Raw genomic sequence first — 15,650 nt, 5'->3', positions numbered from 1 at the left:
GCGAGGTGAGCCTTATGCGCGAGCCGGACGCCCTGCGGACCGGCCCCGCCAGCCAGCAGGGGATGCGCCGGGCCAACCTGGCCCTGGTGCTCGGGGTGATCGCGAGCGGCCCGCGCTCGCGCGCCGAAGTGGCCGCCGGGACGGGGCTGACCAGGGCCGCCGTCTCCTCGCTCGCCGAACAGCTGATCGCCGCCGGGCTGGTGGTCGAGGAGGGCCCCGCCACCTCCGGCGGCAAGGTCGGCCGCCCCGGCACCGCGCTCGGCCTCAACCCGGCCGGGCCCGGCGGCCTCGGCGCCGAGATCGGGGTCCGGCACCTGGGCGCCTGCGTGGTCGACCTGCGCGGGGAGGTCCGCGCCGCGCGGCGCCGGGAGGTCTCCAATCACGGCCGCGAACCGGCCGCCGTGATGGCCGACCTCGCCCGGCTGCTGGACGAGGCCGTCGCCGAGGCGGGGCTGCGCCCGGCGGGGCTCACCCTGGCCGTACCCGGGCTGGTCGGCGGCTCCGGCGGGGTGCTCCAGCGGGCCGCCAACCTGGACTGGCAGGACGTCCCGCTGGCCGCCGAACTGCGCCCGGCGCTGCGGGCGACCGGCGGCGGCCTGGCCGAGCTGCCGATCGAGGCGGACAACGAGGCCAACCTCGGCGGACTGGCCGAGCGCTGGCTCGGCGAGGGCCCGGAGGACTTCCTGTACGTCTCCGCCGAGGCCGGGGTCGGCGCGGCGATCGTGGCCGACGGCCGGCTGCTGCGCGGGGCGCGCGGCTTCGCCGGCGAGTTCGGCCATGTGCCCGTCCACCCCGGCGGGCCCCGCTGCGCCTGCGGGGCGCATGGCTGCCTGGAGCAGTACGCGGGCGAGGCGGCGGTGCTGCGGGCGGCCGGCCTGACCGGCTCCCGGGGCGACTGGGTGGCGCTGCTCGCCGACCGTGCCGGGGCCGGGAACACGGCGGCCCGTACCGCGCTGGCCGGGGCGGGCACGGCGCTCGGCACCGCCGCCGCGGGCGCGGTCAACCTGCTGGACCCGGCCCGGGTGGTGCTGGGCGGCGGCTACGCCCGGCTGGCGCCCTGGCTGCTGCCCGCGATGCGCGCCGAGCTGGCCGCCCGGGTGACGGTACGGCCGTGGTCACCGGAGCGGCTGACCGTCTCCCGGCTGGGCCGCCGGGGCCCGCTGCTGGGCGCGGCGGTGCGCGTCGTACGGGCCGTCATCGCCGATCCGGGGCCGCTCGGCTGACCGGCTGACTGTCGTCGCGGGGAACGCGCGAGCCCCCGGCCGTGGTGGCCGGGGGCTCGCGCGTGGTCAGCGGGAGGCTCAGGCCTCCTCGGCCACCAGCTCGCGGCCGCCGGAACGCGGGCCGCGCAGCACGGCCAGCAGGGCGACGCCCATGCCGACCAGCGCCCAGACCACCATGACCAGGATCGGCATCCCCAGGTTGGTGGAGCCGAAGTAGGCGATCGACTTGGTGGCGGTGGTGCCGGCGCCGTTCGGGATCCAGGAGCCGATGGCCCGCCAGAACGGCGGAGTCATCGGCGCCGGGTAGACCCCGCCCGCGCTCGGGTTGCCGAGCACCACGAAGATCAGCACCGCGACGCCGATGCCCAGGATGTCGAACAGGCACTGGAGCGCCATGGTGAACGCGCCGACCGTGAACACCACCAGGGCGCCGATGGCGGTCAGGGCGAGGATCGAGCCCGGCAGGGCGTTCAGCACCGGTCCGGCGATCACGGTGCCGAGCAGGCCGGCCCCGATGGAGTACACCGCGAGGACGCCGAGGCGGATCAGCAGGCGGTGGGTGTTGGCCGGCTTGGAGCCCGCGCTGATGCCGAGGATCGAGGCGACCAGGTAGCCGCCGACGCACCAGCCGATCACCAGGTAGAAGGCGGAGAGGCCGTTGTTGTCGCCCTTGGCGAGCGGCACCACGTCCTGGACCTTGACGGTCCGGCCCTGGCTCTGGTCGATCGCGGTGGTGATGGTCTCGGCGGCCTTGGAGGCGGCGGTGCCGCGGGCGTTGCCGACCAGCAGGGTGTCCTGGGTGGAGGTCGGGTCCACGACCAGCGCGGCGTAGAGCTTCTGGTCCTTGATCAGCTGGGTCGCGGTCTCGGCGTCCGGCACGGTGCTGGCCCGGACGGCGTCGTTCGGCACCGCCTCCAGCGCGCCGACCAGCTTGGGGGCGACCTGCGGCGGGGCGACCACCGCGATCGAGAGGTTCTGCGGGGCGGGCTTGTGCAGCGCCCCGATGTAGGAGGTGATGAAGCCGAGCTGGAGCAGCAGGACTCCGAACACGAGCAGTGCCGCGCGCGGGGTGACCGCGCTCTTCAACTCGGCGAGGAAACCCTGCCCCGGGGCTGCCATCCACATCTCCTTGCGTATGGGGGAAAATCGGTACTTCCAGAACCGATACTTAATACCATGAACTAGTTGGCTTGTCGCACTGTACGTCCCCGGGCTCGGCGAGTGTCGCTGCGCGATACTGGCGCGGTGAGTGACGAGGAAGCCCTGGTGGCGGTGGAGCGCGAGGTCGCCCTGATGTTCCGGCGAGGCCGGGCCAGAGTGGCGGAACTCTCACGCCGGGTGCACCCCGGACTGGAGGGCATGGCGTACAGCCTGCTCGCGTACATCGAGCAGGCCGGGCCGGTGCGGGTGACGGACGTCGGCGCGCACTTCACCATCGGCAAGGCGACGGTGAGCCGGCAGATCCGGACGCTGGAGGAGCTGGGCCTGGTCGCCCGGGAGGCGGACCCGCTGGACCGCCGGGCCGCGCTGGTCTCGCTCACCGAGGACGGCCGCCGGCGCTACCTGTCCGCGCGGGACGTGCGGATGCGGCGGGTGCGCGAGGTGATGGGCGACTGGTCCCCGGAGGACGTGGCCCGCTTCGCGGTGCTGCTGCACCGCTTCAACGACGTGCTGGGGGAGCCCCCGACGGAGTGAGGCCCGGAGGGGTCCCGGCGGCTTCCGGAGGCGCTGCGGGCGCTTGAGCGCGCGGCTTTACTTTCCCTTGAAGAAAGTTGCCTAGTTCAACCATCTCGACTTATGGTTGCTTACGGCAACGAAATTTCATGATCCGCGCATCCTGCCCGCCCGCCTGCTCGCCGAAGGACCCAGATGACCGTGACCACCGAGGCCGCGAGCGCCACCGCCGCCGCGACCGACAGTCAACAGATGACGCACCGACAGGTGATGGAGGCCCTCTCCGGCCTGCTGCTCGGCCTCTTCGTGGCCGTGCTCTCCTCGACCATCGTCTCCAACGCCCTGCCGCACATCCTGGCCGACCTGCACGGTGGCCAGTCCGCGTACACCTGGGTGATCACCGCGTCGCTGCTCACCCTCACCGCCTCCACCCCGATCTGGGGCAAGCTCTCCGACCTCGCCAGCAAGAAGCTGCTGCTCCAGATCGCCCTGCTGATCTACATCGGCACCTCGGCGCTGGCCGGCCTCTCGCAGAACACCGGCGAGCTGATCGCCTGCCGCGCGCTCCAGGGCATCGGGGCCGGCGGTGTGGTGGCGCTCGGCCAGATCTGCCTGGCCGCGATGGTCCCGCCGCGTGAGCGCGGCCGGTACAGCGGCTACTTCGGCGCGGTCTTCGCGCTCGCCACCATCGGCGGCCCGCTGATCGGCGGCGTCATCGTGGACACCTCCTGGCTGGGCTGGCGCTGGTGCTTCTACGTCGGCATCCCGTTCGCGGTGGCCGCGATCCTGGTGATCCAGCGCACCCTCAAGCTGCCGGTGGTCAAGCGCCAGGCGAAGATCGACTACCTGGGCGCCGTGGTCATCACCGCCTCGGTCAGCCTGCTGATGATCTGGATCACCCTGGCCGGCAAGAACTACGCCTGGCTGTCCTGGCAGACCGCGGCCATGGTCGGCGGCGGCCTGCTGCTGGGCGCCCTGGCCATCGCGATCGAGTTCCGCGCGGCCGAGCCGATCATCCCGCCGGGCCTGTTCAAGTACCGCACCGTCACCCTGGCCGCGCTGGCCAGCGTGCTGGTCGGCGTCGGGATGTACGGCGCGACCACCTTCCTCAGCCAGTACTTCCAGCTGGCCCGCGCCAAGTCCCCGACCGTGGCCGGCCTGATGACCCTGCCGATGATCCTCGGCCTGGCGCTCTCCTCCGCGGTGGCCGGCCGGCTGATCACCAAGTACGGCAAGTGGAAGGCCTACCTGGTCACCGGCACCGCGCTGCTCGCGGTCGGCTTCGGCCTGCTCGGCACCGCCCGGGCCGACACCGACTACGCGCTGCTCTCCGCCTACATGGCGATCACCGGCATCGGCCTCGGCCTGACCAGCCAGAACCTGGTGCTCGCGGTGCAGAACACGGTGCCCCGGCACGAGCTCGGCGCGGCCAGCTCGGTGGTCACCTTCTTCCGCACCATGGGCGGCGCGATGGGCGTCTCCGCGCTCGGCGCGCTGATGACCAACAAGGTCGGCCACTACCTGGCCGACAACCTGGCCGCCGCGCACATCCCGGCCTCGCCCGCGGCCTCCGGCGGCGGCATCCCGGACCTGGCCAAGCTGCCGGCCCCGATCGTGCCGCTGGTGACGGACGCCTTCGGCCACGGCGTCGGCACCGTCTTCCTGTGGGCCGCCCCGTTCTCGGCGCTGGCCTTCGTCACCGTGCTGTTCATCCGGGAGACGGCGCTGAAGACCACCCAGGAGAGCTGACAGGGAAGCGACCGGCAGGCGGGCCGACCGGTCGGAACGCGCGAACGGGCCGGGGAGTGTCTCGACACTCCCCGGCCCGTTGCCGTTCGCCCCCGTGCGCGGCGGCTACTTGCCGGCGATCAGCGACAGCCCGTACAGGACGACCGCGCCGCAGGCCGCGAAGCAGACGTACGCGCCGGCCAGGGCGAGCTTGCCGCCGCCAGCCGCGGCGGTGCCGCCCTCGCGGGCGGCGCTCACCGCGGCCTCGCGGCGGGACAGCGCCAGGATGCCGAGCGCGAAGACGGCGACCACGGCGACGGTGATGCCGAAGCTGACACCGGCGGTCTCGGCCAGGGCGTTCCACTTGATGGTGATGTGCATGGTGAGTGCTCCTCCTCAGCCGCGGGCGCTCAGGCCGCGACCGTGGTCGAGGCCGGGGTGGGGGCGTTGGCGGTACCGGCCGGTGCGACCTCGACCGGGGTGACCTCGACCGGGGTGACCTCGTTGACGTCGTTGACGTTGTCCGCGCCGACCGGCTGGCGACGGGAGATCATCCACATCGCGCCCGCGCCGGCCACCAGCACGGCGCCGACCAGGGCGACGCCCCAGCCGCCCTGCTCGGCCACCAGGGCCGCGAGGCCGGAGACCACGGCGGCGGCCGGCAGGGTCAGGCCCCAGGTGTAGACCATGCGGCGGACCAGGCTCCAGCGCAGCTCGCCCTTCGGGCCGCCGAGGCCGGCGCCCATGATGCCGCCGGAGCAGACCTGGGTGGTGGAGAGGCCGAAGCCCATGTGCGACGAGGTCAGGATGACGGTCGCGGCGGCCGACTCGGAGGCGAAGCCCTGCGGCGGACGGATGTCCGCCAGGCCCTTGCCCATCGAGCGGATGATCCGCCAGCCGCCCATGTAGGTGCCGAGCGCGATCGCGGCGCCGGCCGAGACGATCACCCAGGTGGGAGGCAGCGCGCCGTGCGGCAGGGCGCCGACCGAGACCAGGGTCAGGGTGATGATGCCCATCGTCTTCTGGGCGTCGTTGGTGCCGTGGGCCAGCGAGATCAGCGAGGAGGAGAAGACCTGGCCGGTCTTGAAGCCCTTCTCGGTGGCCGCGCTGTTGCCCTTGCGGGTGATCGCGTACGCCAGCTTGGTGGCGCCCCAGGAGGCGAGGCCGGCGACGAAGGGGGAGGCGACCGCCGGAATGATGATCTTGGTGATCACGGTGTCGAAGTTGACGCCGTTCATACCGACGCCGACGATCGTGGCGCCGATCAGGCCGCCGTACAGGGCGTGCGAGGAGCTGGACGGCAGTCCGCGCAGCCAGGTCAGCAGGTTCCAGAGGATCGCGCCGGCCAGTGCGGCGAAGATGATCTCGGGATGGACGCCGGCCTTCTCGTTGACGATGCCGCCGGAGATCGTGGTGGCGACCTTCACGGACAGGAAGGCGCCCGCGAAGTTGAGCAGGGCCGCGATGGTGACCGCGACCTTCGGACGAAGGGCCCCGGTCGCGATCGCGGTGGCGGCCGCGTTGGCGGTGTCGTGGAACCCGTTGGTGAAGTCGAAGGCGAGCGCCGTGATGATCACAACGGCTACCAGGAACGAGATGTGTTCCATACCCAAACAATCGTCGTAGTTGTCGCACGGACGTTGATGACGTCGCGACCGTAGGTCTGTTTGGTAAACGGAAGGTGAACTGAGCCGGGAATCATGGTTCCGATGGTTGACTCCCGGTGACCATTGGATTTCATTGCGGTGACCTGCGGCGCGCTGAGCTGGACATTAGCGAAGAAAATGACGGTTCGACCCGGTTTGCTGAGAGCTGTCTCACAGATCGATCGAGAATTAACCTCCCCGTCCTTCCGCGCCCTGTTTCCGGCGAGTAACCCGTGGGAGGATCTGCGGGATCCGGGAAGCCGGGACAGGGGCAGTGCGCGGCGGGAGGACCAGGTCGACATGGGCGGGGCAGAACAGAGAGCCGAAACGACACGCGTACGACCCTGGGTGCGGGCGGCGCTGCGCTGCGGAGCCGTCCTCGCGGCCGCCGCCCTCGCGCTGCCGGCCGCCGGCCAGGCCGCCTGGGCCGCACCCGACCCGGGCAACACCGGCCAGGTCGTCCCGGGTTCGGACCCGCTCGCCGCCGCCAAGGCCACCCTCGGCCCGATGCTCGACCAGCTGCACGCGCTGTACCAGAGCGCCGAGGCCGCCACCGAGCAGTACAACGGCGCGGTGGCCAAGGTCGCGGAGCAGCAGACCTCGCTCACCGACCTCCAGGGCCGGCTGGACCGCCAGCAGAAGCAGGTCGACGCCGGCACCGACATCGCCTCGCAGCTCGCCGCGGCGCAGTACCGCAACGGGGCCGCCTCCGCGTACGCCGAACTGCTGCTCTCCAAGGACCCGTACGAGGCGGTGACCATCGCCGAGCTGCTCGCGGTGGCCAGCCGCTCGCAGTCCGAGTTCCTGGACAAGCTGAAGGGCGACCGGGACGCGCTGGACGGGCTGAAGAAGGAGAGCGAGGAGGCGCTGAAGACAGCGCAGACACTGGTCGCCCAGCAGGACGCGGCCAAGGCCAAGGCGGCCACCGACCTCGCCGCGGTCGAGCAGCTGGTCTCCTCGCTGACCGGCGCCCAGCGGGCCGAGCTGGAGCAGCTGGAGAAGGCCAAGGCGGACGAGGCGCAGCTCGCGTTCCTCGCCTCCGGGGCGCTCGGCAAGGGGGAGCACACGCCCTCCCTCCAAGGGCGCGCGGCCGTGGTCTTCGCGCTGGCGCAGCTGGGCAAGCCGTACCTGTGGGGCGGCACCGGGCCGGACTCCTACGACTGCTCCGGCCTCACCTCGCAGGCCTGGCTGCACGCCGGCAAGCCGATCCCGCGCACCAGCCAGGAGCAGTGGGCGCAGCTGCCGCACGTCGCGCTCAACCAGCTGCGGCCCGGTGACCTGGTGATCTACTTCCAGGACGCCTCGCACGTCGGGATGTACATCGGCGGCGGGCTGATCGTGCAGGCGCCGCGACCCGGGGCGTTCATCAAGATCTCGCCGGTCGGCTCGATGGCGATCCTCGGCGCGGTCCGGCCGGACCCGTCCGGCGCGGCCGACGAGGCGGGCGGCGCCTGGAAGGTGCCAGACCTGCCGTCGGGCTGGGACGCGGCCACGCCGATCGCGCCGAGCCCGGTCAAGCAGACCCCGCCCCCGCCGCCCGCGCCGCCGGCCCCGACCGTGCCGGTGACGCCGCCGACGACGCCGGGGACGCCGGAGACGCCCACCCCGCCTCCGACGCCGACCCCGACGGAGACGCCGGGCACCCCGACGCCGACACCGACCGGCACCACCGGGACGCCCACCCCGAGCGGCACGGGAAGCCCGACCGGCACCGGCAGCCCGACCGGCACGGGCTCCGCGAGCGCCTCGGCCCCGGGCAGCCCCACCGCGACCCTGCCGCTGGGCACGCCGACGCACTGACACTCGGAGAAGGCCGCCCCACGTCCACGGACGAGGGGCGGCCTTCGCGCTGTCCGAGGCCGTTCCCGTCTCCGCCTCGCGCCCTCGCCGCCCCCGTGCGCCCCAAGGGGCGCACGGGGGCGGCGAGGGGAGAGCCCGTCCCGTGGCCGCTACGCGACGGTGTCGGGGGTGAAGCGGATGACGACGGCCTTGGAGGTGGGGGTGTTGCTGATGTCGGCGGTGGAGTCGAGGGGGACCAGGACGTTCGTCTCCGGGTAGTAGGCCGCCGCGCCGCCGCGGGCGACGGGGTAGTGGACCACCCGGAAGTGCGGGGCGCGGCGTTCGACGCCGTCGCTCCACTCGCTGACCAGGTCGACGTACTGGCCGTCGGCCAGGCCGAGTTCGGCGGCGTCCGCGGGGTTGACCAGGACCACCCGGCGGCCGCCCTTGATGCCGCGGTAGCGGTCGTCCAGGCCGTAGATGGTGGTGTTGTACTGGTCGTGGGAGCGCAGCGTCTGGAGCAGCAGCCGGCCCGCCGGGACCTCGGGGGCGGTCAGCGGGTTGACCGAGAAGTTGGCCTTGCCGGTGGCGGTCGGGAAGGTGCGGGTGTCCCGGGGGCCGTGCGGCAGGGTGAAGCCGCCGGGGCGGCGGACCTTGTCGTTGTAGTCCTCGAAGCCCGGGATGACGCGGGCGATCCGGTCGCGCAGGGCGTCGTAGTCCTCGGCGAAGTCCTCCCACGGCACGGTGTCCTGCGGCCCGAGCACCGTGCGGGCGAGGCGGCAGACGATCGCGGTCTCGGAGAGCAGTCCGGGGGCCGGCGGGCGCAGGCCGCCGCGCGAGGCGTGCACCTGGCCCATCGAGTCCTCGACGCTGACGAACTGGGCGCCGCGCGCGGTGACGTCCCGGTCGGTGCGGCCCAGGGTGGGGAGGATCAGGGCGCGGGCGCCGGTGACCACGTGCGAGCGGTTGAGCTTGGTGGAGACGTGGACGGTCAGCCGGCAGCGGCGCATCGCGGCTTCGGTGACCTCGGTGTCGGGGGTGGCCGCGACGAAGTTGCCGCCCATCGCGAAGAAGACCCGGACCCGGCCGTCGCGCATCGCGCGGATGGTGTCCACCGAGTCGAAGCCGTGCTCGCGCGGCGGCTCGAAGCCGAACTCCTTGCCGAGCGCGTCCAGGAAGGCCGTCGACGGCCGCTCGAAGATGCCCATCGTCCGGTCGCCCTGGACGTTGCTGTGCCCGCGCACCGGGCAGACCCCGGCGCCGGGGCGGCCGACGTTGCCGCGCAGCAGCAGGAAGTTGACCACCTCGCGGATGGTCGGAACGGCGTGCTTGTGCTGGGTGAGGCCCATCGCCCAGCAGACGATGATCTTCTCGGACTTCAGCACCAGCCGGCCGAGTTCCTCGATCTGCTCCCAGGGCAGGCCGGTCGCGGCGAGCACCTCGGCCCGGTCGGTCGCCAGCGCCTGGGCCTCGAACTCCTCGAAGCCGTGGCAGTGTTCGGCGACGAACCCGCGGTCGACCCCGTCCTGCTCCAGGACGATCCGGTTGAGCGCGCGGAACAGCGCGAGGTCGCCGCCGAGGCGGATCTGGAGGAAGAGGTCGGTCAGCTTGGTGCCGTGGCCGGCCAGGCCGCGCGCGTGCTGGGGGTTCTTGAACCGCTCCAGCCCGGCCTCCGGCAGCGGGTTGACGCTGACGATGGTGGCGCCGGCCCGCTTGGCGCGCTCCAGCGCGGAGAGCATCCGGGGGTGGTTGGTGCCCGGGTTCTGGCCGGCCACGATGATCAGGTCGGCCTGGTAGAGGTCCTTGAGGCTGACGCTGCCCTTGCCGACGCCGATGGTCTCGGTGAGCGCGGAGCCGGAGGACTCGTGGCACATGTTGGAGCAGTCCGGCATGTTGTTGGTGCCGAGCCGGCGGGCGAACAGCTGGTACGCGAAGGCGGCCTCGTTGCTGGTCCGGCCGGAGGTGTAGAAGGCCGCCCCGTCCGGGGTGTCCAGGGCCTTGAGTTCCTCGGCGATCAGCGCGAAGGCGTCGTCCCAGGAGACCGGCCGGTAGTGGGTGGCGCCCTCGTCGAGCAGCATCGGCCGGGTGAGCCGGCCCTGCTGGCCGAGCCAGTAGCCGGAGCGTTCGGCCAGGTCGGCGACGGGGTGGGCGGCGAAGAACTCGGCGCGGATCCGGCGCTCGGTGGCCTCCTCGGCGACGGCCTTGGCGCCGTTCTCGCAGAACTCGGCGGTGTGGGTCTTGTCCGGCTCGGGCCAGGCGCAGCCGGGGCAGTCGAAGCCGTTCGGCTGGTTGACCTTGAGCAGGGTGGCCAGGGTGCGGCGGGCGCCCATCTGCTCGGTGGCCATCCGCAGGCTGTGGCCGACGGCGGGCAGCCCGGCGGCCGCGTGCTGGGGCGCGGACACCTCGGGGGCGTCCTGCGCCGGGTCGCTCTGCGGGGCCTGCTTGGCCATGACTGCGCTCCTCGGTTCCGCTGGTGCGAGCCGCCGCACCGGCGCGGGGCTCACCGTCCATCCTTCCACCGGCTCCGTGACGGCGGGAGGTCCGTCGGTAGAGTCTGGGCGTCATGGCGGGGAGGGCGGGGGAGCGCGCGTGCGAGTCGGTGACGTCCTGGACGACCGGTACCAGTTGGTGCGGAAGCTCGGCCAGGGCGGATTCGGGGTGGTGTGGGAGGCCGAGGACACCCGGATGGAACGCCTGGTGGCCGTCAAGGTCATCGGGCACGACGGCGGTGACCGGGCGAAGGCGGCGCTGAGATTCGTCCGGGAGGCGCACGCGGCGGGCCAGTTGTCCCATCCGCACATCGTCACCGTGCACGACCTCGGCCAGTGCGAGACCGGTGAGGACCGGGAAGTCACCTTCCTGGTCATGGAGCTGCTCGTCGGCCGCACCCTGACGCAGGTGCTGCGGGACGGCCTGCCGGAGCCGAAGCAGAGCCTGCGTTGGGGGCAGCAGATCTGCGAGGCGCTGGCGGCGGCGCACGACGCGGGCATGGTGCACCGGGACATCAAGCCGGACAACGTGATGATCACCGAGGCCGGTCGGCTCAAGGTGCTGGACTTCGGCATCGCCCAGCTGGACTCCGGCACGGGAGGGCTGACCACCGTCGGGACGGTCATCGGCAGCCCGGCGTACATGGCGCCCGAGCGGTGGACCGGCGACCGGGTGGACGGCCGGGCCGACCTGTACGCGGTGGGCTGCCTGCTGGTCGAACTCTGCACCGGGACGAGCCCCTTCGCCGGGGACTCGACGCCCGTGCTGATGTACCAGCACCTCAACGAGGTGCCCCCGGCGCTGGATCCGGACCGGTACGGGCTGCCGGCGCAGCTGCCCGCGCTGGTCGCCCAGCTGTTGGCGAAGGACCCGAACGACCGGCCGGCCGACGCCCGGACGGTCGCCGGGCGGCTCGCGGACCTGGCCGACGGGAAGGTGCCGCCCGAGCCGGCCCCCAAGCCCGCTCCCGCTCCCGAGGCCGAGGCCGAGCCCGAGGTCGCACCCGCACCAGCGCCACCGCGCACCTCGCCGCCGGGCCGGCGGGCTCCCGTCCGGCCCGTCCGGCCGCGGGGACTGACCCGACACCCGAAGGAGCCGAACCTGCGGCCGGTGGGGCGGCCCGCGCTGCTGTACCCCGAGCCGCCTCCCCGCTTCGTCTGGCCCGAGCCGCCCGCCCGGGTCGTCCGGCCCGCGCCGGTCGAGGACGCGGTGGTCCTGCGGGCCCGGCTGACGGAGACCGTACGGGCCGTGCGGGACGAGCGGCCCGCGAAGGCGGTGTACCTGCTCCAGCCGGTGGTCGACGCCGCCGCGGGGTCGCTCGGCGCGACCGACCCGGAGGTCGTCACCGCCCGGCGGGACCTCGCCCGGTACTTCGGCCGGGCCGGCCAGCGGACGCGGGCCGTCCGGGTGCTGGAGGGGCTGGTGGAGGACCTGAACTCGGCTCTCGGACCGGTCGATCCCCAGGTCCTGGAGGTCAGGTACGACCTGACCGAGCTGGTCCGGGACAGCGGCGAGACGGTCACCGCGATCCGGCTGCTGACCGAACTCCTGCCCGTGCTGAGGGGCGCCCTGGGTCCGCGCGGCCCGCTCGTCTTCAAGGCCTGGCAGGACCTCGCGACCTGCCAGGCCCGGCGGCGCGACTACCAGGCCGCGGTGCTCCAGCTGACCGACATGGTGCCCCGGCTCGACGAGGCCTTCGGCGTGACCGACCGGCGCAGCATGCGGGCCCGGGCCGACCTGGCGGAGTACCGGAAGCGGGCCCGGTTCCACGGCGGTCCGGCCCGGACCGTCCGGGCGTGGCGGGTGCGGATCGACCGGGACGAGGCGCTGCGGCTGGTCCGGCGGCTCAGGTCCGGCGGCGATCCGCAAGCGGCCCGCGCGCTGGAGCGCGGCACGGGCGCGAAGGGCGTCGCGGAGCGGGTGGCCTCCGCGCCGTTCTTCGTCACCGACGAGGACCTGGTGACGCAGATCTGCGGCTCCTGAGCCTCCCGAGGCCTCACGCCGCCAGCGCCCGCACCGCCGGCGCCGCCGCCAGCGCCCGGAGCAGGGCGCGGGCGGCCGCGTCGTTCTGCCGGAAGGCCGGGGCGTCGGTGCGCGGCCGGGCGAAGGCGGCGGCCGAGCGCAGGCTGGTGTGCGGGCCGAGGGCGGTGCGGCGCGGGTGCGGGGCGCCGCCGAGGGCCGGGTCGAGCAGCCGGCTGTCGGCGGGGGCGATGGTGACCAGGCCGGAGCGGTGGGTGTGGTCCGGGTCGGTGACCACCTCCTCGACGAGCCGCCCGGCGCGGTGCAGCTCGCCCAGCAGTGGGTCCAGGGTGCGGCCCAGCTCGTGCTTGGGCAGGTACGCCTCGATCAGCGCCGTCGCGGTGACGGCGTGGCCGGGCACGGTGGCGCCGCGCGCCCGCCAGGTGCCGCTCGGCTCGTCCCGCTCGATCCGGACGCCCGCGCCGAGGAAGCGCACCACCCCGGCCTCGGAGAGGGCGAGCAGCTGGCGCAGCCGGAAGCCGGGCGGGCCGGAGGCGAGGAAGCTGAAGTAGCCGAAGAACCACTCGTCCACTTCCTCGGCGACCGAGCGGGCGGTGAGCCGGCCGCTCGCGGTGATCCGGGGGAGTTGGCCGAACAGCGAGAGCAGGGCGAGGAAGGCGCCGAGGTCGGCGCTGTGCGCGGGGTCGGCCCGGCGGTCGGCGTCGCTGCCGACGTACGCGCGCAGGTGGGCCTGGAGTTCCTCGGCGGTGTCGAGTTCGAGTCCGGCGAGCGGGTGGTCGAGCCGCTCGAAGTCGATCCGGTCGGCCGGGTCGGGGACGGACTGGGCGACCAGGGCGGCGAGTTCGGGGCTGTACCAGTCGTGCCGGTCGTACCGGGCGAGGAACTCCGGCCAGGGCAGGGCGGTGCGCTCGGGGTGGGCGTGGAACAGCTCGTGGTAATGGCCGAAGCCGATCTCCTTGGCCATCAACGGCCAGAAGTCGCGCCGTAGTTCGAGCTGTCCCGCGCGGGCGAGCACGGTGTCCACGGCGGCCGCGTCGAAGTACCGGGGGAGCGGCGGAGGCGGCCCCTGGAGGCGGTAGCCGGTCTTGGAGTGGTACGGGACGCCGCGCCGGGAGCCCAGGTGGAGCACCGGCTCGCGGCCGGACGGGAGGTAGCGCGGGGCGGCGCCGTCGCCGGTGGGCTCGAAGCGGCCGCCGCGGCCCTCGGTGAGCAGGGAGACCAGGTCCACCGCGGCGAGCCCGAGGCCGCGCAGCAGCACCTGCTCGCCGGGGGCGATGCGCTCCAACTCGCCTGCCACGTCGGCGGAGTAGGCGGGTGGGAGGTGGAAGCGTCGGTGCCGGGCGGCGAACTCGGCGTCGGCGGCGAAGCGCGGGTGCGGGGCGGAGTCGAGGTGGCCGAGGGTGAGCGCGACATGGTCGGCGGTGAGCGTCCGGTCGGTGAGGTGGACGGTCTGCGGGCCGTCGTCCGGGCCGTCGATCCGCCGGGCGGTGTCGCGGTGGACGGTGACCGTGATGTGCGGTGGCAGGTCGGCGACGGCGCGGCGGAACACCCAGTCCAGATAGGCGCTCTGGGCCCGGCGGGTGGGGAAGTCGGTGGGCGCGAGGGTGCGCAGTTCGGCGCGCACGGCCGGGTCGGCGACCTCCCGGTAGGGCGCGAACTCCTCTTGCCGCCGGGCCCATTCGGCGAGCGAGGGGCCGGGGCGGACCGGCCCTTCGAGGGTGGAGCGCTCGTCGGTGAACATGGTGACGTCCTCGGCCATCGAGTTCATCCGCAGCAGCGGGGACTGGTCGTGGCGCCAGATCCGGCCCCCGCCGGGCGGATGCGGGTCGACCAGGTGGATCGCCAACGGTCGCTCGGTGGGCAGGAGTTCGGCGGCGTTGGCGGCGATCCGCTCCAGCAGCCCGGTGCCGCGTGGGCCGGCCCCGACGATGACGACGCTGCTCATGCCCGCACCACCTTGGCGAAGGCTGTACGGGCCCGCTGGAGCGGGGTGGGCGGCAGCCCGTCCCGGGTGGCGCCCCGGGCGAAGTGCCGCTCCACGTAGTACTGGCCGATCGACAGCAGGGTGGTGACCACCAGGTACCAGAGGGTGGCGACCATCAGCATCGGGATGACCTGGTACGACTGGAGGTAGACCAGCTGCACCGAGTAGAGCAGGTCGGAGACGGCCAGTACGCTCACGATGCTGGTGCCCTTGAGTGCGCCGATCAGCATGTTCCCGGCGGTCGGCACGATCGCCCGCATCGCCTGCGGCACCACGATCCGGCGCAGCACCCGCCACCGGCCGAGCCCGAGCGCGGCCGCCGCCTCCAGCTGGCCGCGGTCCACGGAGAGGATGCCGCCGCGGATCACCTCGGCGGCGTACGCGCTCTCCAGCAGGGTGAGGCCGATGACGGCGGTCAGCGTGGGTCCCATCAGGTTGACGGTCTTCACCGTGACGAACTCGGGGCCGAAGGGGATGCCGAGGCCGAGGGTCGGGTAGAGCGCGCCGATGTTGAAGAAGAACAGCAGCTGCACCAGCGGCGGGGTGGATCGGAACACCCAGATGTAGCCCCAACTCAGCGTCCGCAGCACCGGGTTGGTGGAGAGCCGCATGACGGCGAGGACGGTGCCGAACACGAAGCCGAGGGCGAGGGTGACGGCGGTCAGCCAGAGGGTGAGGGTGAGGCCGTCGAGCACGGACCGGGCGGTGAACCAGTCGGCGACCAGGCCCCACTGGAACGCCTTGTTGCGGACCACCGAGTCGACCGCCATCGCGGCCAGCAGCAGCGCCAGGGCGGCGGCGGCCCACTGGCCGGGCCTTCGGCGGGCGACGATCCGGGCCTCGGCGTCGGGCGGCTCGACAGCCGGACGGACAGTGGAGCGGGCGGGCAGGACGTCCTGCGGGGTGGCCATGGCGGCGGCTCCTGGGCGGAGTGCGGGCGGGGAGGGGTACGGCGGTGGTCACGTACGCGGTCGCGGCCCGTGTCCCTCAACACGGCCGGCGCGGGGCACTGCACTCCGCGCCGATCGTAGGCATGCGCGATCGACGGCCGTCAAGGGTGATCGGGGGCGATCAGGGGTGCCGCCATCCGCCCGCAACACGTCGGAAACGCGTCGGGAGATCGCAACAGTGTGGCAACGATGGGCG

11 protein-coding genes are annotated in these 15,650 nt (G+C 73.4%); 5 read left to right on the top strand and 6 right to left on the bottom strand.

Translation table 11 applies throughout. The features are described from left to right. Nucleotides 1-14 precede the first annotated feature (14 nt). Nucleotides 15-1,223, top strand: coding sequence for an ROK family transcriptional regulator (locus tag QWJ13_RS20970; RefSeq protein ID WP_316526317.1), 1,209 nt, complete (start codon nt 15-17; stop codon nt 1,221-1,223). Nucleotides 1,224-1,301: 78 nt separating this feature from the next. Here the strand turns inward: QWJ13_RS20970 and QWJ13_RS20965 are convergent, their stop codons facing one another. Next, the gene (locus tag QWJ13_RS20965; protein ID WP_316526316.1) at nt 1,302-2,342 is read right to left on the bottom strand and encodes an ABC transporter permease; all 1,041 of its coding nucleotides are present in this window, start codon (nt 2,340-2,342) and stop codon (nt 1,302-1,304) included. Between the two features lie 126 nt (nt 2,343-2,468). Here QWJ13_RS20965 and QWJ13_RS20960 point away from each other — a divergent pair, with 126 nt between their 5' ends. Continuing rightward, nucleotides 2,469-2,918, top strand: a complete 450-nt coding sequence (locus QWJ13_RS20960; protein WP_316526314.1) for a MarR family winged helix-turn-helix transcriptional regulator — start codon at nt 2,469-2,471, stop codon at nt 2,916-2,918. A gap of 231 nt (nt 2,919-3,149) precedes the next feature. After that, nucleotides 3,150-4,646: an MDR family MFS transporter gene (locus QWJ13_RS20955; protein ID WP_489753399.1), complete on the top strand. Its 1,497-nt coding sequence runs from the start codon at nt 3,150-3,152 to the stop codon at nt 4,644-4,646. Between the two features lie 105 nt (nt 4,647-4,751). Here the strand turns inward: QWJ13_RS20955 and QWJ13_RS20950 are convergent, their stop codons facing one another. Further along, on the bottom strand, nt 4,752-5,006 hold the full coding sequence (locus QWJ13_RS20950; protein ID WP_316526312.1) for a hypothetical protein: 255 nt from the start codon (nt 5,004-5,006) through the stop codon (nt 4,752-4,754). Nucleotides 5,007-5,035: 29 nt separating this feature from the next. After that, entirely contained in the window at nt 5,036-6,232 is a 1,197-nt protein-coding gene (locus tag QWJ13_RS20945; RefSeq protein WP_316526311.1) for an inorganic phosphate transporter, read from the bottom strand. Between the two features lie 339 nt (nt 6,233-6,571). On the opposite strand from QWJ13_RS20945, the gene QWJ13_RS20940 reads away from it, so the two are divergent. Further along, nucleotides 6,572-8,071, top strand: coding sequence for a C40 family peptidase (locus QWJ13_RS20940; protein WP_316526309.1), 1,500 nt, complete (start codon nt 6,572-6,574; stop codon nt 8,069-8,071). Between the two features lie 149 nt (nt 8,072-8,220). Here QWJ13_RS20940 and QWJ13_RS20935 read toward each other — a convergent pair whose 3' ends face one another. Further along, entirely contained in the window at nt 8,221-10,500 is a 2,280-nt protein-coding gene (locus tag QWJ13_RS20935; protein WP_316526308.1) for an FdhF/YdeP family oxidoreductase, read from the bottom strand. 139 nt (nt 10,501-10,639) lie between these two features. Between QWJ13_RS20935 and QWJ13_RS20930 the strand changes: the two genes are divergently transcribed. Further along, the gene (locus tag QWJ13_RS20930; protein WP_316526307.1) at nt 10,640-12,523 is read left to right on the top strand and encodes a protein kinase domain-containing protein; all 1,884 of its coding nucleotides are present in this window, start codon (nt 10,640-10,642) and stop codon (nt 12,521-12,523) included. Nucleotides 12,524-12,536: 13 nt separating this feature from the next. On the opposite strand, the gene QWJ13_RS20925 is transcribed toward QWJ13_RS20930, so the two are convergent. After that, nucleotides 12,537-14,465: an FAD/NAD(P)-binding protein gene (locus QWJ13_RS20925; protein ID WP_316526306.1), complete on the bottom strand. Its 1,929-nt coding sequence runs from the start codon at nt 14,463-14,465 to the stop codon at nt 12,537-12,539. Next, a complete protein-coding gene (locus QWJ13_RS20920) occupies nt 14,462-15,415 on the bottom strand; it encodes an amino acid ABC transporter permease (protein ID WP_316526304.1) in 954 nt (317 codons plus the stop codon). The genes QWJ13_RS20925 and QWJ13_RS20920 overlap by 4 nt, the downstream gene beginning before the upstream one ends. Nucleotides 15,416-15,650 lie beyond the last annotated feature (235 nt).

It is taken from the genome of Kitasatospora brasiliensis, from assembly GCF_032654805.1.
GTDB classification, from domain to species: Bacteria; Actinomycetota; Actinomycetes; order Streptomycetales; family Streptomycetaceae; genus Kitasatospora; species Kitasatospora brasiliensis.
Note: the sequence above shows the minus strand (reverse complement) of the source record. Positions and strands in the feature narration are given on the sequence as shown.